General features: G+C 63.1%; 20 protein-coding genes and 1 pseudogene. 16 read left to right on the forward strand and 5 right to left on the reverse strand.

Annotated features, from left to right (window positions below; all coding sequences use genetic code 11):
- The first annotated feature begins 216 nt into the window (after positions 1-216).
- The 8 genes from rpsF to CSV86_RS22190 all read left to right on the forward strand — a co-directional run bounded on the left by rpsF (position 217) and on the right by CSV86_RS22190 (position 9807).
- Positions 217-642 (forward strand): 30S ribosomal protein S6, encoded by a 426-nt coding sequence (gene rpsF / locus CSV86_RS22155; protein ID WP_009403888.1) that lies wholly within the window; start codon positions 217-219, stop codon positions 640-642.
- A gap of 28 nt (positions 643-670) precedes the next feature.
- The gene (gene rpsR, locus CSV86_RS22160) at positions 671-901 is read left to right on the forward strand and encodes a 30S ribosomal protein S18 (RefSeq protein ID WP_009403887.1); all 231 of its coding nucleotides are present in this window, start codon (positions 671-673) and stop codon (positions 899-901) included.
- A gap of 36 nt (positions 902-937) precedes the next feature.
- A complete protein-coding gene (locus CSV86_RS22165) occupies positions 938-1834 on the forward strand; it encodes a YybS family protein (protein WP_009403886.1) in 897 nt (298 codons plus the stop codon).
- 21 nt (positions 1835-1855) lie between these two features.
- Positions 1856-2302 carry a 50S ribosomal protein L9 gene (gene rplI / locus CSV86_RS22170; RefSeq protein WP_003249568.1) on the forward strand — a complete coding sequence of 149 codons (447 nt, stop codon included), beginning with the start codon at positions 1856-1858 and terminating at the stop codon, positions 2300-2302.
- A gap of 111 nt (positions 2303-2413) precedes the next feature.
- Positions 2414-3811: a replicative DNA helicase gene (dnaB, locus tag CSV86_RS22175; protein WP_009403885.1), complete on the forward strand. Its 1398-nt coding sequence runs from the start codon at positions 2414-2416 to the stop codon at positions 3809-3811.
- A gap of 105 nt (positions 3812-3916) precedes the next feature.
- Positions 3917-6220, forward strand: a complete 2304-nt coding sequence (locus CSV86_RS22180; RefSeq protein ID WP_009403884.1) for a YgiQ family radical SAM protein — start codon at positions 3917-3919, stop codon at positions 6218-6220.
- 216 nt (positions 6221-6436) lie between these two features.
- Positions 6437-8902, forward strand: a complete 2466-nt coding sequence (locus CSV86_RS22185) for a circularly permuted type 2 ATP-grasp protein (RefSeq protein ID WP_009403883.1) — start codon at positions 6437-6439, stop codon at positions 8900-8902.
- A complete protein-coding gene (locus tag CSV86_RS22190; RefSeq protein ID WP_009403882.1) occupies positions 8902-9807 on the forward strand; it encodes a transglutaminase family protein in 906 nt (301 codons plus the stop codon). The genes CSV86_RS22185 and CSV86_RS22190 overlap by 1 nt, the downstream gene beginning before the upstream one ends.
- Here CSV86_RS22190 and CSV86_RS22195 read toward each other — a convergent pair.
- Positions 9792-10379, reverse strand: coding sequence for a cytokinin riboside 5'-monophosphate phosphoribohydrolase (locus CSV86_RS22195; RefSeq protein WP_009403880.1), 588 nt, complete (start codon positions 10377-10379; stop codon positions 9792-9794). The genes CSV86_RS22190 and CSV86_RS22195 overlap by 16 nt on opposite strands.
- Positions 10380-10729: 350 nt before the next feature.
- Between CSV86_RS22195 and azu the strand changes: the two genes are divergently transcribed.
- Positions 10730-11179 (forward strand): azurin, encoded by a 450-nt coding sequence (azu, locus tag CSV86_RS22200; protein WP_009398619.1) that lies wholly within the window; start codon positions 10730-10732, stop codon positions 11177-11179.
- Positions 11180-11296: 117 nt separating this feature from the next.
- On the opposite strand, the gene nadE is transcribed toward azu, so the two are convergent.
- Both nadE and pncB read right to left on the reverse strand, forming a co-directional pair.
- Positions 11297-12124 carry an NAD(+) synthase gene (gene nadE, locus CSV86_RS22205; protein WP_009398620.1) on the reverse strand — a complete coding sequence of 276 codons (828 nt, stop codon included), beginning with the start codon at positions 12122-12124 and terminating at the stop codon, positions 11297-11299.
- A gap of 3 nt (positions 12125-12127) precedes the next feature.
- Entirely contained in the window at positions 12128-13333 is a 1206-nt protein-coding gene (gene pncB / locus CSV86_RS22210) for a nicotinate phosphoribosyltransferase (RefSeq protein WP_009398622.1), read from the reverse strand.
- Between the two features lie 475 nt (positions 13334-13808).
- Between pncB and CSV86_RS22215 the strand changes: the two genes are divergently transcribed.
- The 7 genes and pseudogenes from CSV86_RS22215 (at position 13809) to CSV86_RS22245 (ending at position 20751) form a co-directional block, all read left to right on the forward strand.
- Positions 13809-14945 (forward strand): branched-chain amino acid ABC transporter substrate-binding protein, encoded by a 1137-nt coding sequence (locus CSV86_RS22215; RefSeq protein ID WP_009398624.1) that lies wholly within the window; start codon positions 13809-13811, stop codon positions 14943-14945.
- A 163-nt stretch (positions 14946-15108) separates the two neighbouring features.
- Positions 15109-16023, forward strand: a complete 915-nt coding sequence (locus tag CSV86_RS22220; protein ID WP_009398626.1) for an ABC transporter permease subunit — start codon at positions 15109-15111, stop codon at positions 16021-16023.
- Between the two features lie 2 nt (positions 16024-16025).
- Positions 16026-17314, forward strand: a pseudogene (gene livM / locus CSV86_RS22225) (high-affinity branched-chain amino acid ABC transporter permease LivM).
- Entirely contained in the window at positions 17311-18186 is an 876-nt protein-coding gene (locus CSV86_RS22230) for an ABC transporter ATP-binding protein (protein ID WP_009398628.1), read from the forward strand. Before livM ends, CSV86_RS22230 begins: the two are co-directional and overlap by 4 nt.
- Positions 18183-18899 carry an ABC transporter ATP-binding protein gene (locus CSV86_RS22235; protein ID WP_009398629.1) on the forward strand — a complete coding sequence of 239 codons (717 nt, stop codon included), beginning with the start codon at positions 18183-18185 and terminating at the stop codon, positions 18897-18899. The genes CSV86_RS22230 and CSV86_RS22235 overlap by 4 nt, the downstream gene beginning before the upstream one ends.
- 188 nt (positions 18900-19087) lie before the next feature.
- Positions 19088-19417 carry a hypothetical protein gene (locus CSV86_RS22240; protein ID WP_009395328.1) on the forward strand — a complete coding sequence of 110 codons (330 nt, stop codon included), beginning with the start codon at positions 19088-19090 and terminating at the stop codon, positions 19415-19417.
- A 572-nt stretch (positions 19418-19989) separates the two neighbouring features.
- Positions 19990-20751, forward strand: a complete 762-nt coding sequence (locus tag CSV86_RS22245) for an SDR family oxidoreductase (RefSeq protein ID WP_009395324.1) — start codon at positions 19990-19992, stop codon at positions 20749-20751.
- 91 nt (positions 20752-20842) lie between these two features.
- Here the strand turns inward: CSV86_RS22245 and CSV86_RS22250 are convergent, their stop codons facing one another.
- Both CSV86_RS22250 and CSV86_RS22255 read right to left on the reverse strand, forming a co-directional pair.
- Positions 20843-21943 (reverse strand): AGE family epimerase/isomerase, encoded by a 1101-nt coding sequence (locus CSV86_RS22250; RefSeq protein ID WP_009395323.1) that lies wholly within the window; start codon positions 21941-21943, stop codon positions 20843-20845.
- Between the two features lie 68 nt (positions 21944-22011).
- Positions 22012-22644, reverse strand: coding sequence for a TetR family transcriptional regulator (locus CSV86_RS22255; RefSeq protein WP_009395320.1), 633 nt, complete (start codon positions 22642-22644; stop codon positions 22012-22014).
- Between the last annotated feature and the right edge of the window lie 91 nt (positions 22645-22735).

The raw sequence follows: 22735 nt of genomic DNA on the forward strand, positions 1-22735 counted from the left end.
CCCACACCGCTGACCCTGTGGGAGCTGGCTTGCCAGCGATGCTTTTAGGGGCACTGCTCAATATTTCACCAATTACCTTGCTTGTCCCACCGCGCTTCTCTACAATTGCGCGCCTTGTCCCGGGCATGCGTGCCCGATCCAGGACAGGACATACAAGAGTCATTCACTCCTTGTCTGACCGCATTGTCGGCAGACTACAACCCGTAAGGAGCATTCATGCGTCATTACGAAATCATCTTCCTGGTTCACCCGGACCAGAGCGAGCAAGTCGGCGGCATGGTTGAGCGTTACACCAAGCTGATCGAAGAAGACGGCGGCAAGATCCACCGTCTGGAAGACTGGGGCCGTCGTCAACTGGCCTACGCAATCAACAATGTTCACAAGGCTCACTACGTGATGCTGAACGTTGAGTGCACCGGCAAGGCCCTGGCCGAGCTGGAAGACAACTTCCGTTACAACGATGCCGTGATCCGTAACCTGGTCATCCGTCGCGACGAAGCCGTCACTGGCCAGTCCGAGATGCTCAAGGCTGAAGAAAACCGCAGCGAGCGCCGTGAGCGTCGTGACCGTCCTGAGCATGCTGACAGCGCCGAAGGCGACGACAGCAATGACAGCGACAACAGCGATAACGCTGACGAGTAATCCACGGATCTTTTGAGGAGCCTATTACATGGCACGTTTCTTCCGTCGTCGTAAATTCTGCCGCTTCACTGCTGAAGACGTGAAAGAGATCGATTACAAAGATCTCAACACCCTGAAAGCTTACGTATCCGAAACCGGCAAGATCGTTCCAAGCCGTATCACTGGTACCAAAGCTCGTTATCAGCGTCAGCTGGCTACCGCTATCAAGCGCGCCCGCTTCCTGGCCCTGCTGCCCTACACCGACAGCCACGGCCGCTGAGACCGGGTCGTCGACAAGTAGCAAAGGATAAAATGCATGCGGGCCCTGGCTGATTTCATCATGCGCGGTCGCGTGCAGGCCACTCTGGTAGTGGTGGGTTGTGCGGCATTGCCGCTGCTGTTCTGGTTGAGTGCCGCCGCCGGGAGCCTGGTGTTCCTGCGGCGCGGTTTCAAGGACGCCTCCGGCGTTCTTGCCTGGGCTGTACTGCCGGCTTTGGCCTGGTGGTACTTCGGCGAGCCGCGCACCTTGATGGTGTTGCTGGGGACGCTGGGTCTGGCAGCGCTGTTGCGCGCCGGGCAGTCCTGGAACCGGGTGCTGTTGTCCAGCATCGCCCTGGGCCTGGTGTATGGCGCCGTTCTGGGTTCGGTGTTCCGCGAACCGATCGACACCCTCGCGCAAGAGATCGCCAAGATCCTTCCGCAGATGCTCGACGGGATCTACCAACAATTGTCGGTAGAAGAGCGGGGCCGGCTGGAAGGGCTGATCTCACCGGTGCTTACCGGCCTGATTGCGGCCTTGCTGCAGGCGGTCAGTGTGTTGTCCCTGATGTTGGGGCGCTACTGGCAGGCAGCCTTGTATAACCCGGGAGGCTTCGGCAACGAGTTTCGTGCCGTAAGACTGCCGTTGGCGGCGGCGCTGGTGCTGCTGGTGTTGATGCTGGTGGGTCCGAATTTCGGTACCGAGCTGGGCATGCTGACACCGCTGTGCACCGTGCCGCTGGTCTTCGCTGGACTGGCCGTGATCCATGGCCTGGTGGCGCAGAAGCGACTGGCGAAGTTCTGGCTGGTCGGGTTGTACGTAACGCTGCTGCTGTTCATGCAGCTGATTTATCCGTTGCTCGTGGTACTGGCCATTGTCGACAGCCTGATTGATTTTCGCGGACGCGGGGCGTCCAAGGACGCCGGTAACGGCTCCGCGAACGGTGAAGGTTAAAAGTTAAGAGGTTTATACCAAATGGAACTGATCCTGCTGGAAAAAGTCGCCAACCTGGGCAACCTGGGCGACAAAGTTAAAGTCAAGGCTGGTTACGGTCGTAACTTCCTGCTGCCATTCGGCAAGGCCACCGTTGCCAACGCCGCCAACCTGGCTGCGTTCGAAGAGCGTCGTGCCGAGCTGGAAAAAGCTGCTGCCGACAAGAAAGCTTCGGCTGAAAGCCGCGCTGCCCAACTGGCTGAACTGGAAGTCACCATCACCGCTACCGCTGGTGATGAAGGCAAACTGTTCGGTTCGATCGGCACCCACGACATCGCTGACGCACTGACCGCCTCCGGCGTTGAAGTTGCCAAGGCTGAAGTTCGTCTGCCGAACGGCACCATCCGTCAGGTTGGCGAATACGACGTAGCCGTGCACCTGCACAGCGACGTCGAAGCCACCGTACGCGTGGTCGTCGTAGCAGCCTAAGCTGTATCGATCGGCTGGTTCCTTTGGAAACAGCCGGTTAACATCGGGCACGATCCTGCATCGCAGGTCGTGCCCTTTGTCTTTTTCACCCTCCAGATTTCCCAGGTGGCCATGAACGAGATAACCGCCCCCGAGCAATATGATCTGCAAACTGCCGCGCTGAAGGTGCCGCCACATTCCATCGAGGCCGAACAGGCCGTGCTCGGTGGCCTGATGCTGGACAACAACGCCTGGGAGCGTGTGCTCGATCAAGTCTCCGACGGCGACTTCTACCGGCATGACCACCGCCTGATCTTCCGCGCCATCCACAAGCTGGTTGACCTGAACATCCCGTTCGACGTGGTCACCCTGCACGAACAGCTGGACAAGGAAGGCCTGAGCTCGCAGATCGGCGGCCTCGGCTACCTCGGCGAGCTGGCGAAGAACACCCCGTCGGTGGCCAACATCAAGGCCTATGCGCAGATCATTCGCGAGCGCGCGACCTTGCGCCAGCTGATCAGCATCAGCAACGACATCGCCGACAGCGCCTTCAACCCGCAGGGCCGCAATGCCGAGGAGATCCTCGACGAAGCCGAGCGGCAGATCTTCCAGATCGCCGAGGCTCGCCCGAAGACCGGCGGCCCGGTAGGCGTCAATGAACTGCTGACCAAGGCCATCGACCGCATCGACACGCTGTTCAACTCCGACAGTGAGATCACCGGCCTGTCCACCGGCTATACCGACCTCGACGAGAAGACCAGCGGCCTGCAGCCGGCCGACCTGATCATCGTCGCCGGCCGTCCATCCATGGGCAAGACCACATTCGCCATGAACCTGGTGGAAAACGCTGTGTTGCGCAGCGACAAGGCGGTGCTGGTGTACTCCCTCGAGATGCCAGGCGAATCGCTGATCATGCGTATGCTTTCGTCCCTCGGTCGCATCGACCAGACCAAGGTGCGCTCCGGCCAGCTGGACGACGATGACTGGCCGCGCCTGACCTCGGCGGTCAACCTGCTCAACGACCGCAAGCTGTTCATCGACGATACCGCCGGCATCAGCCCGTCGGAAATGCGTGCACGGACCCGTCGCCTGGTCCGCGAGCATGGCGATATCGCCATGATCATGATCGACTACCTCCAGCTGATGCAGATCCCCGGTTCCAGCGGCGACAACCGGACCAACGAGATCTCCGAGATCTCCCGGTCCCTCAAGGCCCTGGCCAAGGAATTCAACTGCCCGGTCATCGCCCTGTCGCAGCTCAACCGCTCCCTGGAGCAGCGTCCGAACAAGCGCCCGGTGAACTCCGACTTGCGGGAATCGGGAGCGATCGAGCAGGACGCCGACGTGATCATGTTCGTGTACCGCGACGAGGTGTATCACCCCGAGACCGAGCACAAGGGCATTGCCGAGATCATCATCGGCAAGCAGCGGAACGGCCCGATCGGCTTTATCCGCCTGGCCTTCATCGGCAAGTACACGCGCTTCGAGAACCTTGCCCCGGGCAGCTACAACTTCGACGACGACGAGTAATGCCCGCGCCCGACCAATTCCGACCTTCGCCGTCGGAATTGGTTAAATTTTGTGCTATATTCCGCGCCCGCGATTTTCCTGCACTCAAAAAAACCGGTCACTGACATGCAAGCAGCCAAACCACTCTTCGACTATCCCAAGTACTGGGCCGAATGCTTCGGACCAGCGCCGTTCCTGCCGATGAGCAGGGAGGAGATGGATCAGCTCGGCTGGGATTCCTGCGACATCATCATCGTGACCGGCGACGCCTACGTCGACCATCCGTCGTTCGGCATGGCCATCATCGGCCGCCTGTTGGAGGCCCAGGGCTTCCGCGTCGGGATCATCGCCCAGCCGAACTGGCAGTCGAAGGACGACTTCATGAAGCTCGGCGAGCCCAACCTGTTCTTCGGCGTCGCCGCCGGCAACATGGACTCGATGATCAACCGCTACACCGCCGACAAGAAGATCCGCTCCGATGACGCCTATACCCCGGGTGGCCTGGCCGGCAAGCGCCCGGACCGTGCGAGCCTGGTCTACAGCCAGCGCTGCAAGGAAGCCTACAAGCACGTGCCGATCGTTCTCGGCGGCATCGAGGCGTCGTTGCGCCGCATCGCGCACTACGACTACTGGCAGGACAAGGTCCGCCACTCGATCCTGATCGACGCCTGCGCCGACATCCTCCTGTACGGCAACGCCGAACGCGCCGTGGTCGACATAGCCCAGCGCCTTGCCGCCGGCGAACGCATCGAGGACATCACCGATATCCGCGGTACCGCCTTCGTCCGCCGCGATACCCCGCAGGGCTGGTACGAGATCGACTCGACCCGCATCGACCGTCCGGGCAAGGTCGACAAGATCATCAACCCCTATGTCAACACCCAGGACACCCAGGCCTGCGCCATCGAGCAGCAGAAGGGCGAGGTGGAAGATCCGAACGAGCCGAAGGTCGTGCAACTGCTCGACAGCCCGCGGATGACCCGGGAAAAGACCGTGATCCGCCTGCCGTCGTTCGAGAAGGTGCGCAATGACGCGGTGCTCTACGCCCACGCCAACCGCGTGCTGCACCTGGAAACCAACCCTGGTAACGCCCGGGCCATGGTGCAGAAGCACGGTGAAGTGGATGTCTGGTTCAACCCGCCGCCCATTCCGATGACTACCGAGGAAATGGACTACGTATTCGGCATGCCCTACGCGCGGATCCCGCATCCGGCCTACGGCAAGGAGCGCATCCCTGCGTACGAAATGATCCGTTTCTCGGTGAACATCATGCGCGGCTGCTTTGGTGGCTGCACCTTCTGCTCCATCACCGAGCATGAAGGGCGGATCATCCAGAACCGTTCCCACGAGTCGATTATTCGCGAGATCGAGGAGATCCGCGACAAGGTCCCCGGCTTCACCGGCGTTATTTCCGACCTCGGCGGCCCGACCGCGAACATGTACCGGATCGCCTGCAAGAGCACCGAGATCGAGACCCACTGCCGCAAGCCGTCCTGCGTGTTCCCGGGGATCTGCCCGAACCTGAACACCGACCACTCTTCGCTGATCAAGCTGTACCGCAGCGCCCGGGCCCTGCCGGGGGTGAAGAAGATCCTGATCGCTTCCGGCCTGCGCTACGACCTTGCCGTGGAGTCGCCCGAGTACGTGCGCGAGCTGGTGACCCACCACGTTGGTGGCTACCTGAAGATTGCCCCGGAGCACACCGAGGAAGGCCCGCTGAACCAGATGATGAAGCCTGGTATCGGCACCTACGACCGCTTCAAGCGCATGTTCGAGAAATATTCGAAGGAAGCGGGCAAGGAGCAGTACCTGATTCCGTACTTCATCGCCGCTCACCCGGGCACCACCGACGAAGACATGATGAACCTGGCCCTGTGGCTCAAGGGCAACGGCTTCCGCGCCGACCAGGTGCAGGCGTTCTATCCGTCGCCGATGGCCTCGGCCACCGCCATGTACCACTCGGGCAAGAACCCGCTGCGCAAGGTCACCTACAAGAGCGAAGGGGTGACCATCGTCAAGAGCGAGGAGCAGCGCCGCCTGCACAAGGCTTTCCTGCGCTACCACGATCCGAAGGGCTGGCCGATGCTGCGCGAGGCCCTTGAGCGCATGGGCCGTGCCGACCTGATTGGCCCGGGCAAGCATCAGCTGATTCCGGCGCACCAGCCGGCGACCGACAGCTACCAGAGCGCCCGACGCAAGAACTCCACCCCTGCGGGCAGCCACAAGGTGGCCAAGGAACAGAAGATCCTTACCCAGCACACCGGCCTGCCGCCGCGCGCCAGCAATGGTGCCAAGCCCTGGGACAAGCGCGAGGAGGCCAAGGCTGCCGCGTTCGCCCGCAACCAGGAGGCGGCCAAGGCGCGCAAGGACGCGGCCAAGGGCGGCAAGGGCAAGGGCAAGACCAAGCGCCAGCCGGTCCTGCCGCGCTAAGCCCCATGACGGGGCTTGCGCCCCGTCATGAAGCCCCTTGTTGCACCTCCTCGGTGCGAGGCGCCAAGGGCTTCATCGCTGGCAGCGTGCACCGCAAAACCTGTGGGAGCTGGCTTGCCAGCGATGAGGCCAGACCTGGCGCCATCATTTCCTACCAGAAAGCCACTGGCATAACTCTTGCCGCATCCCGCCCACCACTCCCCTGTGAGCGCCCCGATGCCCGACCTGCTGGATGCCCTGACCCCAAGCCCCGCGACCTGGCATGAAATGCTCGCCGTCGATGGCAGCGTGCGTCCGCACTGGCAGGAACTGCTGGCCCACCTGCAACGCAGTGGTCCGCAGCAACTGACCCAGCGCCAGGCCCTGCTTAACCGGCAACTGCGGGAAAACGGCGTCACCTACAACATCTACGCCGATCCCGACGGTGCCGATCGCCCTTGGGAACTGGACCTGCTGCCCCAGGTCATCCCCGCCGCCGAATGGGACGTGCTGGCCCGCGGCATTGCCCAGCGGGCGCAGGTGCTCAATGGCGTGCTGGCGGATATCTACGGGCCGCAGCAACTGATCGCCGAGGGGCTGCTGCCGGCCGAGCTGGTCTTCGGCCACAACAACTTCCTGTGGCCTTGCCAAGGCATCGAAGTGCCGCAACAGACCTGGCTGCATGTCTACGCCGCCGATCTGGCCCGCAGCCCGGACGGCCGCTGGTGGGTCACCGCCGACCGTACCCAGGCCCCCTCCGGTGCGGGATACGCCCTGGAAAACCGCACCGTGGTCTCCCGCGCCTTCCCCGAGCTGTATCGCGATCTGCACGTGCAACACCTGGCCGGCTTCTTCCGTACCCTCCAGCAGAGCCTGGCACGCCTGGCGCCCAGCGGTCGGGAAACGCCGCTGGTGGTGCTGCTGACCCCCGGGCGCTTCAACGAAAGCTGGTTCGAACACCTGTTCCTTGCCCGTCAGCTGGACTACCCGCTGGTGGAGGGCTGCGACCTGACCGTGCGCGACGGCACGGTCTACCTGAAGACCTTGAGCGGCCTGCGCCGGGTCCACGCGATCCTGCGTCGGCTCGACGACGATTTCTGCGACCCCCTGGAATTGCGCACCGACTCGGCGCTGGGCGTCCCCGGCCTGCTGGACGCCGTGCGCCAGGGACGGGTCCTGGTAGCCAACGCCCTGGGCAGCGGCGTGCTGGAATCTCCCGGTCTGCCGGGCTTCCTGCCGGCGATCAATGAGCGGTTGCTGGGTGAGCCATTGATCCTGCCGTCCATCGCCAGTTGGTGGTGCGGCGAACCGGCCGCCCTGGAGCAGGCGCTGGAAAAGATGCCCGATCTGCTGTTCAAGCCCGCCTTTCCCTCGCAAAGCTTCCAGCCCTTGCTGGGGCGCGACCTCGACGACGCCCAGCGCCAGGCATTGGCCAAGCGCCTGCGCGCGCGGCCCTATGCCTATGTTGCCCAGGAACTGGCGCAGCTGTCCCAGGCTCCGGTCTGGCAGGGTGCAAGGCTGGAAGACCGGCCCGTGGGCATGCGCGTCTACGCCGTGGCCGACGCCGACGGCTGGCGGGTCCTGCCGGGCGGGCTGACACGGGTGGCGGCGCAGGCCGATGCCGAGGTGGTGTCGATGCAGCGCGGCGGTGCCAGCAAGGACACCTGGGTCCTGGGCGAGCGCCCGGCCCGGGGCGAACAATGGCAGGTCAGCCGCAGCCTGGGCGTCGCCGACCTGGTCCGCGCCGACCCCTACCTGCCATCGCGGGTGGTGGAAAACCTGTTCTGGTTCGGCCGTTATTGCGAGCGTTGCGATACCAGCGCGCGCCTGCTGCGGATCCTGCTGGGGCGTTACCTGGATGGCGACTCGCCGCAAGCGCTGGAAGCGGCGGTGCAACTGGCCGAAGAGCTGGAGCTGCTGCCGAAGCAGGGCACCCTCGACACCCGTCTTCGCACTGCACTGCTGGACCCCAACTGGGGCTTCAGCCTGCGGGCCAATCTGCAGCGTCTGCAATGGGCGGCCGCGCAGGTGCGCGGCACGCTGTCGCGGGAAAACTGGCAGGCGCTGAGCGAACTGCAACGAGAGGCGCAGCGCCTTGACGATCTCTCGGCCGATTTCACCGAACTGCTGGACTTTCTCAACCGCCTGATCCTGTCCATGGCGGCATTGTCCGGCTTCGCCATGGACGACATGACCCGCGACGAAGGCTGGCGCTTCCTGCTTACCGGGCGCCGCATCGAGCGCCTGCACGCGTTGAGCAGCAGCCTTGCAGGCTTCCTGCGCGGGCCGGCGCCCAGCGACCAGGCTGGTCTGGAGTGGTTGCTGGAACTGGCCAACAGCAGCATCACTTACCGTTCGCGCTATCTGGCGGTGGCGCAGCTGGTTCCGGCGCTGGACCTGCTTCTGTTGGACGAGCAGAACCCCCATGGCGTGCTGTTCCAGTTGCGTTCGCTGCTGCGGTCGCTGGAACGCCTGCGCAGCCCGGCAGAGGCCGAGTTGGGCGAGCTGGCCGAGCGCCTGAAGCATTTCGATCTGCGCAGCCTGGAGGCGTCGTTGTTCGGGGAAGCCAGCCTGACTGCGGTACTGGAAGGGCTGGCGGCGATGCTCGAACGGATCGCGGCAGGCGCCGAAGCGGCGGCCGAGCGCCTGGCCCTGCGCCATTTCGCCCATGTCGATGTCAGCCAGCAGACGGTGTCCGCCTGATGAGTGCGCATTACCAGATTCTTCACGATACCCATTACCGCTATGCCAGCCCGGTCTCCCTGGCCCAGCAATTGGTGCACCTCTGGCCGAGGGACTGTGCCTGGCAACGTTGCCAGGAACGTGTTCTGGAGGTGACCCCGGTGCCGACACGGCGCCGCGACGAGCTGGATGTGTTCGGCAATCCGCTGACCCGACTCGGCCTGGAGTACCAGCATGACGAGTTGCAGGTCAGTACGCGCGTGCGCATCGAAGTGCTACCGCGCAAGCTGCCATCGCTGTGCGCTTCACCCGCCTGGGAGCAGGCCCGGGATGCCCTGGCCTATTCGCGCAGGGCGCTGTCGCCGGCGTTTCTCGAGGCCAGCCGCTATCGCTTCGAGTCACCGTTCGTGCGCCTGAAAAGGCGCTTCGTGGAATTCTCCGAACCCTGCTTCGGCGCCGGCGTACCGCTGCTGGAAGCGGTACGGGCGCTGATGGAAAAGATCCACCGGGAGTTCACCTTCGATGCCGGCGCAACCCAGGTCGCCACGCCGTTGGTGGAGGTGCTGGCGCGGCGTCGCGGGGTCTGCCAGGACTTCGCCCACCTGATGCTTGCCTGCCTGCGCTCGCGGGGGCTGGCGGCGCGCTACGTCAGTGGTTACCTGCTGACCCGGCCGCCGCCCGGGCAGGCCCGGCTGATCGGTGCCGACGCTTCCCATGCCTGGGTCTCGGTGTACTGCCCGACCCATGGCTGGGTGGATTTCGATCCCACCAACAACCTGCTGCCGGCGCTGGAGCACATCACTCTTGGCTGGGGCCGGGACTTTGCCGATGTCTCGCCGTTGCGCGGAGTGATTCTCGGCGGCGGCAGCCATGATCCCGAGGTCCGGGTGACGGTGCTGCCAGTGGAGGATCAGCTCGGCGGCTGATCGACCCACTTCGGCTGCACCACCGGCTCCCAGGCGTCCAACGCATCGAGCAGGGCGTCCGGTGCCTCGTTCATCTGCAGCATCGAGCGGTGCTGCGGGCGCACGAAGCCCTGTTCGACGACATGATCGAGGAAGCCGCTGAGCTTCTCGTAGAACCCGTTGACTTCGAGCAGGCCCAACGGTTTGCCGTGGTAGCCGAGCTGGCCCCAGGTCCAGACTTCGAACAGCTCCTCGAAGGTGCCGAGCCCGCCAGGTAGGGCGATGAAGGCGTCGCTCAGCTCGGCCATGCGCGCCTTGCGCGCGTGCATGCCGTCGACCACCTCCAGGCGCGTGAGGCCAGGGTGGGCGATTTCGGCGCGTTGCAGGCTCACCGGGATGATCCCGATCACCTCGCCTCCGGCGGCCATGGCGGCATCGGCAACGATCCCCATCAGGCCCACCGCACCACCACCGTAGACCAGCGTCAGGCCGCGCCCGGCGATCGCCTGGCCGAGGGCGATGGCGGCTTCACGATAGACCGGGCTGGCCCCGGTGCTGGCGCCACAGAAAACACAAACGGAACGTAGGGACATGACTTTCTCCGGGTCGAAAACGGCCACAGGGTACGGTCATGCAGCGGCGGTTCCAAGCCTTGCAGCTACTCCGGACGGGAGAATTCGCAGGCGGTGCCGGCAGCGCCGCAGGCGTAGGCGGCCAGAAGACTTTGCATGAAATTACCGAGGGACATGGCGGACTACTCCTAAATGAGAGGTTGTCCCATCCTCGGTCATAGGGGCATGATGGCGCACGTTGATTGTCTTGATGGACACCATAGAGAATTTCACTGCCGATTCAGGGTCTTAACCCTTGACCCATGTCACCGGTCCGTTGCGCTGGATGGGGCAGTCTGATTTCAATAAAAAACCTGCCATGGAGATTCACGATGTTTGCCAAGTTCGTTGCGGTATCCCTGCTGACCCTCGCCGCCAGTGCCCAGGTAATGGCCGCTGATTGCAAGGTCACCGTCGATTCCACCGACCAGATGTCCTATAACACCAAGGAAATCACCATCGACAAGAGCTGCAAGCAGTTCACCGTCGAGCTGACCCACTCCGGCAACCTGCCGAAGAACGTCATGGGCCACAACCTGGTAATCAGCAAGACTGCCGATGCCCAGGCCATCGCCACTGCCAGCATGGGCAAGGGCCTGGACGGCGGTTACCTGGATGAAAGCGATGCGCGCATCGTTGCCCACACCAAGCTGATCGGCGCCGGTGAAACCAGCTCCGTGACCTTCGATGTGTCCAAGCTGGAAGCGGGCCAGGACTATCAGTTCTTCTGCACCTTCCCAGGCCATATCGCCATGATGAAGGGCGCTGTTGTACTGAAGTAATCCTTCAGGGGCCTCCAGGGCCCCATCGCTGGCAAGCCAGCTCCCACAAGGTCCGCGTGCACCGCTGAACCTGTGGGAGCTGGCTTGTCGGACCGCCGCACCGCAGCGATGCTCTCTTCAGGGCGCGAACGGCATTTCCCGCTTGTGCTGCGTCTTCTCGTACGTCCGCTTGATGATTTCGAACGCTTCCTCGCTTACCGGCTCGCCGTGCAGGAAGGCGTCGATCTGCGCATAGGTGACGCCGTGCGCAGCCTCGTCCGGCTTGCCCGGCTCAAGATCTTCCAGGTCCGCGGTCGGGACCTTCTCCACCAGTGATTCCGGCGCGCCAAAGCTGCGCGCGATGGAGCGCACCTGGTTCTTTACCAGGCCGCTGAGCGGCGCCAGGTCGCAGGAGCCATCGCCGAACTTGGTAAAGAAGCCCATCACTGCCTCGGCGGCATGGTCGGTACCGATCACCAGGCCACCACGGGCACCGGCGATGGTGTACTGGGCGACCATGCGCATCCGCGCCTTGGTATTGCCCACCACGAAGTCCACCATGGCCGGCTTGCCACCTTCCAGCGCCTTGACCTCCGCCGCCAGGGCACGCACCGCCGGGGCGATATCCACCGTGTGCAGTTCGTCGGGCTTGATGAAGTCGAGGCAGGCCTGGGCGTCGTGCTCGTCGTGCTGCACATGGTAGGGCAGGCGCACGGCGATGAAGCGGTAGGCCGGGTCGCCGGTCTGTTCGCGCAGTTCATTGACCGCACGCTGGGCGAGCAGGGCGGCAGTGAGCGAATCGACGCCACCGCTGATGCCCAGCACCAGGACTTTCAGCCCGGCGTTCTTCAGGCATTGCTGGATGAAGGCGACGCGCCGGGCGACTTCGGCGTCGAGTGCGGCGCGGTCGGCGAATGGTGGCTGGACCTTGAGCTGCTGCGCGATTTCTCGCTGGACGGCTTGCATGGGTTACTCCTCGCTGGGAACTTGGAAAACGTGACGCAGGTAGGAAACGAAATTGGCGTCGCGGCACTGGGTCTTGGCGGCTTCGTCGGAAATCTTCGCGACGGGCTGGCCGTTGCAGTCGGTCATCTTCAGCACGATGCTCATCGGTGCGACGCCGGGGATATCACAGGTCAGGTTGGTGCCGATGCCGAAGCTGACATTTATTCGTCCACGCAATGCCCGGAAGATTTCCAGGGAGCGGGGCAAGTTCAGACCATCGGAAAACACCAGGGTCTTGGTCATCGGATCGATCCCGAGCTTGCGATAGTGGGCGATGGCCTTTTCCGCCCAGAGCACCGGGTCGCCGGAGTCGTGGCGCAGGCCGTCGAACAGCTTGGCGAAGTACAGGTCGAAATCGCGCAGGAAGGCATCCATGGTGATGCAGTCGGTCAGCGCGATGCCGAGCAGGCCACGGTACTCGCGGACCCAGCAGTCGAGGGCGGCGATCTGGCTGTCGATCAGGCGCGGGCCGAGTTGCTGGTGGGCCATGATCCATTCATGGGCCATGGTGCCCAGCGGCTTGATATCCAGTTTCCATGCCAGGTGAACGTTGCTGGTACCGACGAAGCGTGCCGGAAACGCGTCCTTGAGCACCTTGACCACTTCCTCCTGCACGCCGAAGGAGAAGCGCCGCCGGGTGCCGAAGTCGGCGACCTGCAGTTCGGCCAGTTCGTCCTCGTCGGCATTGGCCCGCAGCCAGTCGAACTTGCGCAGCAACTGCTCGCGGGCCTCGCCCAGCCGGACCTGTGGATAACGGTTGCGGTTGCGCACCTCGCTGATGATCGCCAGCAACGGCACCTCGAAGAGGATCACATGCAGCCATGGGCCCTTGAGGCGCAGGAAGAACTGGTCGTTTTCGACGCCCATCTTCAGGTAGCGCAGGTTGAAGCGGAACAGGCCCAGAAAACGCAGGAAATCCGGCTTCATGAAGCTGATCTGTTCGAGAAAGCCGAGCTGCGCGTCGCTGATGCTCAGGTCGCTGAGGCGCGCGACCTGTCCGCGTATCTGCCCCAGATAAGGGCGCAGGTCCTCGCCGTTGCGGCAGCGGAACTCCCATTCCACGTCGACGTTGGGGTAGTTGTGCAGCACTGCCTGCATCATGGTCAGCTTGTAGAAATCGGTGTCCAGCAGGCTTTGCACGATACGGTCGGCGAAAGCGCTATCGCTCATGGTTTGCTCCAGTTCCGGCAGGTGCCATCAAGGCTGTCCATTGTGCCAGTGAATCGGGTCGGGCGTGGCTGCGGATTCGCGGGTCGTTCGGTAGCACACTACCTATAGCAGCGTTTTTCCCGGGGCGGTCTAGCCTCTTATGGTGCTTGCTGTAGCAGTTGCGCACCACGAATGTGCAGTTCCGTTACGCAGGCTGTTACAGGGCGGTTGCACGTAAACACGCACAGGGGTTGCAATGATGGCATCAAGTGGTTGCGCCTTACTTGTCCGGAAGGTAGCTCTTTGTGTCTGGCAAGCGGTTGCACGACCCGGAAAGAAGGCACGCGATCGCGAGCCGGAAAACCGCACTGCGCGTTTTATTCGAATAAAAAACCGATGGCACGGCCCTTGCTCTACGCAAATTGCTGAAACAAGTTGCTGAAGTCTGCTTTGAAAAGAGTCACGCCAATCAAAAAAACATCAGGAGCACCACCACATGTCGCAGACGTTTTACAAGAAAGGCTTTCTTGCCCTCGCCGTGGCCGCGGCGCTGGGCGTTTCTTCGTATGTCCAGGCCGATCTGAAGATTGGTGTCGCAGGTCCCATGACCGGTGCCAACGCAGCCTTCGGCGAGCAGTACATGAAAGGTGCCCAGGCTGCGGCCGATGCAATCAATGCCAAGGGCGGCGTCAACGGCGAGAAGATCGTCCTGGTCAAGGGCGACGATGCTTGCGAACCCAAGCAGGCCGTGGCCGTGGCCAACCGTCTGGTAGACCAGGACAAGGTAGCTGGCGTAGTGGGTCACTTCTGCTCGTCCTCGACCATCCCGGCTTCGGAGGTCTACGACGAAGCGGGCGTGATCGCCATCACCCCGGGCTCCACCAACCCGCAGGTCACCGAGCGCGGCCTGGGTGCCATGTTCCGCATGTGCGGCCGTGACGACCAGCAGGGTATCGTTGCTGGTGACTACATCATCGATGTGCTCAAGGGCAAGAAAGTGGTGGTCCTGCACGACAAGGACACCTACGGCCAGGGCCTCGCCGATGCCACCAAGGCACAGCTGGAGAAACGCGGCGTCAAGCCCGTGCTGTACGAAGGCCTGACCCGTGGCGAGAAAGACTTCAGCGCCGTGGTCACCAAGATCCGCGCCGCCGGTGCCGATGTCGTCTACTTCGGTGGCCTGCACCCTGAAGCCGGCCCGCTGGTTCGCCAACTGCGTGAGCAGGGTCTGAAAGACGTGGCGTTCATGTCCGACGACGGCATCGTCACCGACGAACTGGTCGCCACCGCCGGCGGCGCGCAGTACACCAACGGCGTGTACATGACCTTCGGCGCCGACCCGCGCCTGCTGCCCGACAGCAAGGAAGTGGTGGAGCAGTTCCGCAAGGGTGGCACCGAGCCGGAAGGCTACACGCTGTACGCCTATGCCTCGATCCAGGCCCTGGCCGCCGGCTTCGAGGGCGCCAAGTCGAACAAGGGCGAAGACGCCGCCAAATGGCTCAAGGCCAACCCGGTGAAAACCGTGATGGGCGAGAAGAAGTGGGACAGCAAGGGCGACCTGACCGTCTCCGACTACGTGGTCTACCAGTGGGACGCCAACGGCAAATACCACCAGCTGGAAAAACAAAAATAACAATGGCAACCGGCCCGGGCGCCTCCTGCCCGGGCCGCTGCCCGGTTCAGCGCCGTACCTGTCTTTTCTCGTAGATCTGCACAAACCTGCGCTGCGAGGGCCGCTTCGCCCGGGGCCCGCCGTAGTCGGCGCTTGTGCAATCTCAAATACGTGAGATTGCGTTATGGATGGAATTTTCCTGCAGCAACTGATCAATGGACTGACCCTCGGGTCCGTCTATGGTCTGATCGCCATCGGCTACACAATGGTCTATGGCATCATCGGCATGATCAACTTCGCGCACGGCGAGGTGTATATGATTTCCGCCTACCTGGCGGCGATCAGCCTGGCATTGCTGGCCTATTTCGGTATCGAGTCCTTCCCGCTGCTGATGCTGGGAACGCTGTTGTTCACCATCGTCGTCACCGGGGTCTACGGCTTTACCATCGAACGCATCGCCTACAAACCCCTGCGCAACTCCACCCGGCTGGCGCCGCTGATCAGCGCCATCGGTATCTCGCTGATCCTGCAGAACTACGCGCAGATCAGCCAGGGCGCCCGCCAGCAAGGCGTGCCGACCCTGCTCGAAGGTGCCTGGCGTTTCGACGTCGGTACCGGCTTCGTGCAACTGACCTACACCAAGATCTTCATCCTCATCGCCGCGTTCGCCGGCATGGCCCTGCTCACCTATGTGATCAAGTACACCAAGCTCGGCCGCATGTGCCGTGCCACCCAGCAGGATCGCAAGATGGCCTCGATCCTGGGGATCAACACCGACCGGGTGATTTCCTACGTATTCGTCATCGGTGCGGTGATGGCTGCCCTGGCCGGGGTGCTGATCACCATGAACTACGGCACCTTCGACTTCTATGCCGGCTTCATCATCGGCATCAAGGCGTTCACCGCCGCGGTACTCGGCGGTATCGGCTCGCTGCCAGGCGCCATGCTCGGCGGCATCGTGCTGGGCATCTCGGAATCGCTGTTCGCCGGCCTGGTCAACTCCGACTACAAGGACGTGTTCAGCTTCTCCCTGCTGGTGCTGATCCTGATCTTCCGTCCCCAGGGCCTGCTGGGTCGCCCGCTCGTGGCTAAGGTGTGAACATGTCCACTGCCAAGACTGCTTCTTCCGGTTTCGATATCAAACGCACCTTGATCGACACCATCGTTGCCGGCCTGCTTGCCCTGATCGTCTTCGGTCCGGTGGTGGGCGTGGTCCTCGATGGCTACAGCTTCAACGCCGAGCCGAGCCGCGTGGCCTGGCTGGTAGGTGGAGTGATGGCTGGTCGCCTGCTGATCAGCCTGTTCCTCCAGACCGACGCCGGCAAGCGCATGGCCCATGGCTTCGAAAGCGGTGGCTCGGGGTGCATGTGCTGGCGCCGGACTACAAGTCGCGCCTGCGCTACATCATCCCGGCGTTGATCGTCATCGCCATCGTCTTCCCGATCTTCGCCAACAAGTACCTGCTGACCGTGGTCATCCTCGGCCTGATCTACGTGCTGCTGGGGCTCGGGTTGAACATCGTGGTGGGCCTCGCCGGCCTGCTCGACCTGGGTTACGTGGCGTTCTATGCCATCGGCGCCTACGGCCTGGCCCTCGGCTATCAATACCTCGGCCTGGGCTTCTGGAGCGTGCTGCCGCTGGCGGCCATCGCTGCGGCACTGGCGGGCTGCATCTTGGGCTTCCCGGTGCTACGGATGCACGGTGACTACCTGGCGATCGTGACCCTGGGCTTCGGCGAGATCATCCGGCTGGTGCTGAACAACTGGCTGTCGTTCACCGGCGGCCCGAACGGCATGCCGGTGCCTTCGCCGACCTTCCTCGGCCTGGAGTTCGGGCGCCGGGCCAAGGATGGCGGAGTACCGATCCACGAGTTCCTCGGTATCGAATACAACGCCAACCTCAAGTTCATCTTCATCTACGCCGTGCTGTTCATGGTCGTGCTGGCCGTGCTGTACATCAAGCACCGCCTGACGCGCATGCCGGTCGGCCGTGCCTGGGAAGCCCTGCGCGAAGACGAAATCGCCTGCCGTTCCATGGGCCTGAACCATGTGCTGGTCAAGCTCTCGGCCTTCACCCTCGGCGCCTCCACCGCCGGGCTGGCTGGGGTGTTCTTCGCCAGTTACCAGGGCTTCGTCAACCCGTCCTCGTTCACCTTCTTCGAGTCGGCGCTGATCCTCGCGATCGTGGTGCTCGGCGGCATGGGCTCGACGGTCGGCGTGGTGATCGCCGCCTTCGTCCTGACCGTGGCCCCGGAACTGCTGCGCAGTTTCTCCGAATACCGGGTGCTGCTGTTCGGCGTACTGATGGTGCTGATGATGATCTGGCGACCGCGCGGACTGATCCGCATCAGCCGCACCGGTGTGGTCCCGCGTAAAGGAGTGGCGCCATGAGCGACGACGTGATTCTCTCGGTCGATAACCTGATGATGCAGTTCGGCGGGATCAAGGCGCTGAGCGATGTCAGCCTGAAGGTCAAGCGCAACGATATCTTCGCCCTGATCGGCCCCAACGGCGCGGGCAAGACCACCGTGTTCAACTGCCTGACCGGGTTCTACAAGGCCAGTGGCGGCAGGATCGAACTGAACGTGCGCGGCTCGCACACCAACGTGATCCAGTTGCTTGGCGAGCGTTTCCAGTTGGGCGACTTCGTCTCGCCGAGCCGCTTCCTCACCCGGCTGCGCTACAAGATGTTCGGCGGAACCCACCTGGTCAACCGCGCCGGCCTGGCGCGGACCTTCCAGAACATTCGCCTGTTCCGGGAAATGTCGGTGGTGGAAAACCTGCTGGTGGCGCAGCACATGTGGGTCAACCGCAACCTGCTGGCCGGCGTGCTCAACACCAAGGCCTATCGCAAGGCGGAAAGCGACGCCCTCGACCATGCCTTCTACTGGCTGGAAGTGGTGGACCTGGTGGATTGCGCCAACCGGCTCGCCGGCGAACTGTCCTACGGCCAGCAGCGCCGCCTGGAAATCGCCCGGGCCATGTGCACGCGGCCGAAGATCATCTGCCTGGACGAACCGGCTGCCGGCCTCAACCCGCAGGAAACCGAGGCCCTGAGCCGGATGATCCGGGTGTTGCGCGACGAACATGACATCACCGTGGTGCTGATCGAACACGACATGGGCATGGTCATGAGCATTTCCGACCATATCGTCGTGCTCGACCACGGCAACGTCATCGCCGAAGGCAAGCCGCAGGACATCCGCAACAACCCGACCGTGATCGCCGCCTACCTGGGTGCTGACGAAGAGGAGCTGGTATGAGTGCACCCATTCTCGAACTGCAGGACCTGGACGTGTTCTACGGGCCGATCCAGGCGCTGAAAAAGGTCTCGCTGCACATCGACGAAGGCGAGACGGTCAGCCTGATCGGTTCCAACGGCGCCGGCAAATCGACCCTGCTGATGTCGATCTTCGGCCAACCGCGGGCGGCGGCCGGCAAGATCCTCTATCGCGGTACCGACATCACCCACAAGTCTTCGCACTACATCGCGTCCAACGGCATCGCCCAGTCGCCGGAAGGACGGCGGGTGTTCCCCGACATGACCGTCGAGGAAAACCTGATGATGGGCACCATCCCCATCGGCGACAAGCATGCCGACGAAGACATGCAGCGCATGTACGAACTGTTCCCGCGGCTCAAGGAGCGGCGCAACCAGAGGGCCATGACCATGTCCGGCGGCGAGCAGCAAATGCTCGCCATCGCCCGGGCGCTGATGAGCCGGCCGAAGCTCTTGTTGCTGGACGAACCATCGCTGGGGCTGGCGCCGATCGTGGTCAAGCAGATCTTCTCGACCCTGCGCGAGCTGGCGAAGAGCGGCATGACCATCTTCCTTGTCGAGCAGAACGCCAACCATGCGCTGAAGCTGTCGGACCGGGCCTATGTGATGGTCAACGGGCAGATCCGCCTGAGCGGCACGGGACAAGAGTTGCTGGTCAACGAGGAGGTGAGGAACGCCTATCTCGGCGGGCACTGATAGTGCTGTGTCGTTCTTGATGGCCCCATCGCCGGCAACGCCGGCTCCCACAGGTTGGACTGCACCGCAAACCTCGTGGGAGCCGGCGTTGCCGGCGATGGGGCCTTCAGGTTATGCAAGGAACTCAAGGCAAACCCGGACAGTCGTACCCCGTGTACCGTTTCGACGCTGCACAAGGAACCCATGCGATGTCCCACCGTTCCCCGATTTTCCCCGCGATCCTCGCCTGCGGCCTGCTGTTCGGCAGCCTGGCGGCGCAGGCCGAGGAAGCGGCCAAGGTCCAGATCGATTCTTCCGCTTCGTCTTCCGACAACCTCGCCGCGATCCACCGCGAATCCGGCATGACCCATTCACTGCACGACTCCGGGGTCAGCGTGGCCGACCTGAAGAAGATGCGCGACACCCTCAACCAGAACGCCAGTGACCTGCAGGACCTGCGCCGCACCGTGGACGAGCAGACCCGGCAGATCGGCGAGCTGCAACGGCGCCTGGAAGACACCAACCGCAAGGTGCAATAGGGTTTCCAAGGAATGTGGAAAAGTCCCTCTGACAGAGGGTGGCGATACGCCATAACTGCGCGGCAAACCCTTGTTTTCACTGCAATTGAAGTTGTCCACGATTCGTGTGGAAGTGCTTGTGGGTAACTTGGTGATGATCGTCTGGAGGCCTTGTAAAACGAGGCCTGTGCGGCATTGCTCGTTTTTTGTACAGTTGCGCGACAAGACCTTGAACAGGCTTTTGTCAAGGCGTTTTCAGAAGATTGAAGGAGCATTTCGCTATTATCCAAAGCCTGTGGATAACTCTGTGAACAAGCCTTGGAAAGACCCATCCGGGTCCCAGCGCTGAAGGGTTTTGCCCACAGCAGCAGCGTTTCCCATGCGCGCTGATGATGCAGTGCTGCACAGTTGCCCCCAATCTGTGTGGAAGGCCCTGTGGATAAGGTGCGCATAGCCGCGCCGGACCCTTCTGGCATAAGGTTTTGCGGGCGTTGTTCAGTTTTTGAGCAGTGGCAGGATCACTTGCTCCATGGCCATTGGCCGGGCATGCTGCATGGCCTGCCGTCCTCTTGCCGTGATCCAAGGAGATACCCATGACTTCCACCGTATTCATCACCGGTGCCACTTCCGGCTTCGGCGAAGCCTGCGCCCGCCGTTTTGCCGAGGCCGGCTGGTCGCTGGTGCTGACCGGTCGCCGCCAGGAGCGTCTCGACGCGCTGTGCGCAGAGCTCTCGAAAAAGACCCAGGTGCATGGCCTGGTCGTGGATGTGCGTGACCGCAAGGCCATGGAAGAGGCGATTGCCGGCCTGCCACCGGCCTTCGCCAAGCTGCGCGGACTTATCAACAACGCCGGCCTGGCCCTCGGCGCCGACCCTGCGCCGCAGTGCAACCTGGACGACTGGGAAACCATGGTCGACACCAACATCAAGGGCCTGATGTACAGCACCCGCCTGCTGCTGCCGCGGCTGATCGCCCATGGCCGTGGCGCGACCATCCTCAACGTCGGTTCGGTGGCGGGCAATTACCCGTATCCGGGCAGCCATGTGTATGGCGGGACCAAGGCCTTCGTCGGGCAGTTCTCGTTGAGCCTGCGCTGCGACCTGCGCGGCACCGGGGTGCGAGTGACCAATATCGAGCCGGGACTGTGCGAGAGCGAATTCTCGCTGGTGCGCTTCGGTGGCGACCAGAGCCGTTACGACGCCACCTACGCCGGCGCCGAAGCGATCCAGCCGCAGGACATTGCCGAAACCATCTTCTGGATTCTCAACCAGCCGGCGCATATCAACATCAACAACCTCGAGCTGATGCCAGTGAGCCAGGACTGGGCCGGGTTCTCGATTACCCGCAAGGACTGAGTTGCCCTTGAGGGCCTGATCGCTGGCAAGCCAGCTCCCACAGGTACGGTGCATGCAGAACCCTGTGGGAGCTGGCTTGCCAGCGATAGCGTCAGATCAGGCGCTGCAAGCCTTGCAGACAGGTCACCAGGTGATAGGGCGTAGTCGAAGGCATATCACTTCTGCTCACTACACCTTGAGCATCCCGACACTCATACCACCCCCCCTCATGCAGGAACCGCTGGCGCAGTACCTCAAGCTGCCCCACCAGCTTCTCCCCGCCATCCGCCCGCAAGGTCAGCGCCCGCATGTACTCGGCCTGGGCCCAGATGCGCTGGGTGGCATCATGCACCTCGCCATCGGCATCAAGCATCGCCAGTACCGCACCGTCCTTCACCCCGCGCTCCTCGGCAAAGGCAAAGGCCCGCTCCAGCGAAGCATGCAGCTCCGTGCCCTTGAGCAAAGGTGAAGTTTCCAGCAACCAGTACCACTCGAACTGGTGCCCCGGTTCGAACCAGTTATCCACAGCCCCGCGCGGTTTTTCCAGCATCACCCCGTGCGACGGGTCGATGAACTGCGCCTGCATGCCATCGGCCAGGGCCAGCAGCGCGGCCTGCACTTGCGCATCCTCACGCACGGCCAGGGTGGCAAGGAACGCCTCGGCCAGATGCATCAACGGGTTCTGCAACGGGCCGCTGCCCAGGCCAGACCAGTCTTCGCCGAGGCTTGCCTCATACAACCCGTCGTTATTGGTGAAGCGCTCGGTCACGACACTGAGGGCGGCGTTCAGGGTCGATTCCGCCAGGCTGTCACGGCTTTTGTCCCAGTAGTGGGCACAGGCGAAGACGATGAACGCGTGGGTGTACAGGTCCTTGCGCCGGTCCAGCGGCTTGCCCTGGGCATCGACGCTATAGAACCAGCCGCCATGCTCGGCGTCGTGGAAATGCCGGTTCAGCGAACGGAACAGCGCCGCAGCGCGTTCACTGGCGCCGGGCTGGTCGATACGGCTGCTGAACAGGTACAGCTGGCGGGCGCAGGCCATGGCCCGATAGCGCTGCACCGGCATCGGCCGGTGTGCGGGGTCGAGCGCCTCGAAGGGCAGGGCCATGTCCGGGTTCCAGCCCGGGCCTTCCCAAAGCGGCACGATGTGCCGGTCGAAGTGTTGCTGGGCTTCAGCGAGCAGGGAAGACAGGGCGGGGGAAAGTTCGGACATGGAAAAGGCTCGTCGCCGTCATTGCGTTGGCGCGCATGGTAGCAGGAAATTTCCCCGTGGCGCCGGGGTCAGGCCGGGTTGCCCAGGCCTTGCCAGTGCCGTGCGCCAACGAAGATGAAGCGCAATTGCTGGACGATCTTGGCCTCTGCGCTGAGCTGGCCCTCATCCAGGACCGCAGGTGGATCGATCAGCTCCGGCAGGGTGGCGAACACGGTTTTCACCACCAGGTCAGCCATGACGGCCAGGGCCGGCGCATCCAGGTGCTGCCAGCGCTGCATGCTGCCGAGGTCGGCGGCGAGGTCGGAGGCGATGCCTTCGCGCAGGCGGGCAATGGCCTGGCGTACGGGCTGCGAACCGCCGTACTGCTCACGGGCGAGAAACAGGAATTGCGCCCGGTTGGCCGCGACCACGTCGAGAAAGATGCGCACCGAGGCATCGGTGATGCCGCCCAGTTCGATTTCGTTGTAGCGAACGCGGCGGATGGTCTGGCGGAAGGTTTCGTTGACCTCGCGGACCAGTGCCAGGCCCAGTTGGTCCATATCCTCGAAGTGCCGGTAGAAGCCGGTGGGCACGATGCCGGCGGTGCGGGCCACTTCGCGCAGGCTGAGGCTGCCGAAACCACGGCCGCTCTCCATCAACTGGCGGGCTGCGTCCAGCAGTGCGTGGCGGGTCTGTTGCTTCTGTTCGGCGCGCGGCAGCATGGCGGGTTCGTTCGTGTGAAACGGGCCCTGCACTCTAAAGGCCGGGGCCGGAAAAACAAAGCCCGGTCAGTTGACCGGGCCTCGGAGGGGA

It is taken from the genome of Pseudomonas bharatica CSV86, assembly GCF_000319305.2.
Lineage (GTDB): Bacteria > Pseudomonadota > Gammaproteobacteria > Pseudomonadales > Pseudomonadaceae > Aquipseudomonas > Aquipseudomonas bharatica.

Excerpts from the sequence above, each read along its gene's own strand:
- rpsF (WP_009403888.1), top strand. The coding sequence starts at position 217 with ATGCGTCATTACGAAATCATCTTCCTGGTTCACCCGGACCAGAGCGAG.
- rpsR (WP_009403887.1), top strand. The coding sequence starts at position 671 with ATGGCACGTTTCTTCCGTCGTCGTAAATTCTGCCGCTTCACTGCTGAA.
- CSV86_RS22165 (WP_009403886.1), top strand. The coding sequence starts at position 938 with ATGCGGGCCCTGGCTGATTTCATCATGCGCGGTCGCGTGCAGGCCACT.
- rplI (WP_003249568.1), top strand. The coding sequence starts at position 1,856 with ATGGAACTGATCCTGCTGGAAAAAGTCGCCAACCTGGGCAACCTGGGC.
- dnaB (WP_009403885.1), top strand. The coding sequence starts at position 2,414 with ATGAACGAGATAACCGCCCCCGAGCAATATGATCTGCAAACTGCCGCG.
- CSV86_RS22180 (WP_009403884.1), top strand. The coding sequence starts at position 3,917 with ATGCAAGCAGCCAAACCACTCTTCGACTATCCCAAGTACTGGGCCGAA.
- CSV86_RS22185 (WP_009403883.1), top strand. The coding sequence starts at position 6,437 with ATGCCCGACCTGCTGGATGCCCTGACCCCAAGCCCCGCGACCTGGCAT.
- CSV86_RS22190 (WP_009403882.1), top strand. The coding sequence starts at position 8,902 with ATGAGTGCGCATTACCAGATTCTTCACGATACCCATTACCGCTATGCC.
- CSV86_RS22195 (WP_009403880.1), bottom strand. The coding sequence starts at position 10,379 with ATGTCCCTACGTTCCGTTTGTGTTTTCTGTGGCGCCAGCACCGGGGCC.
- azu (WP_009398619.1), top strand. The coding sequence starts at position 10,730 with ATGTTTGCCAAGTTCGTTGCGGTATCCCTGCTGACCCTCGCCGCCAGT.
- nadE (WP_009398620.1), bottom strand. The coding sequence starts at position 12,124 with ATGCAAGCCGTCCAGCGAGAAATCGCGCAGCAGCTCAAGGTCCAGCCA.
- pncB (WP_009398622.1), bottom strand. The coding sequence starts at position 13,333 with ATGAGCGATAGCGCTTTCGCCGACCGTATCGTGCAAAGCCTGCTGGAC.
- CSV86_RS22215 (WP_009398624.1), top strand. The coding sequence starts at position 13,809 with ATGTCGCAGACGTTTTACAAGAAAGGCTTTCTTGCCCTCGCCGTGGCC.
- CSV86_RS22220 (WP_009398626.1), top strand. The coding sequence starts at position 15,109 with ATGGATGGAATTTTCCTGCAGCAACTGATCAATGGACTGACCCTCGGG.
- CSV86_RS22230 (WP_009398628.1), top strand. The coding sequence starts at position 17,311 with ATGAGCGACGACGTGATTCTCTCGGTCGATAACCTGATGATGCAGTTC.
- CSV86_RS22235 (WP_009398629.1), top strand. The coding sequence starts at position 18,183 with ATGAGTGCACCCATTCTCGAACTGCAGGACCTGGACGTGTTCTACGGG.
- CSV86_RS22240 (WP_009395328.1), top strand. The coding sequence starts at position 19,088 with ATGTCCCACCGTTCCCCGATTTTCCCCGCGATCCTCGCCTGCGGCCTG.
- CSV86_RS22245 (WP_009395324.1), top strand. The coding sequence starts at position 19,990 with ATGACTTCCACCGTATTCATCACCGGTGCCACTTCCGGCTTCGGCGAA.
- CSV86_RS22250 (WP_009395323.1), bottom strand. The coding sequence starts at position 21,943 with ATGTCCGAACTTTCCCCCGCCCTGTCTTCCCTGCTCGCTGAAGCCCAG.
- CSV86_RS22255 (WP_009395320.1), bottom strand. The coding sequence starts at position 22,644 with ATGCTGCCGCGCGCCGAACAGAAGCAACAGACCCGCCACGCACTGCTG.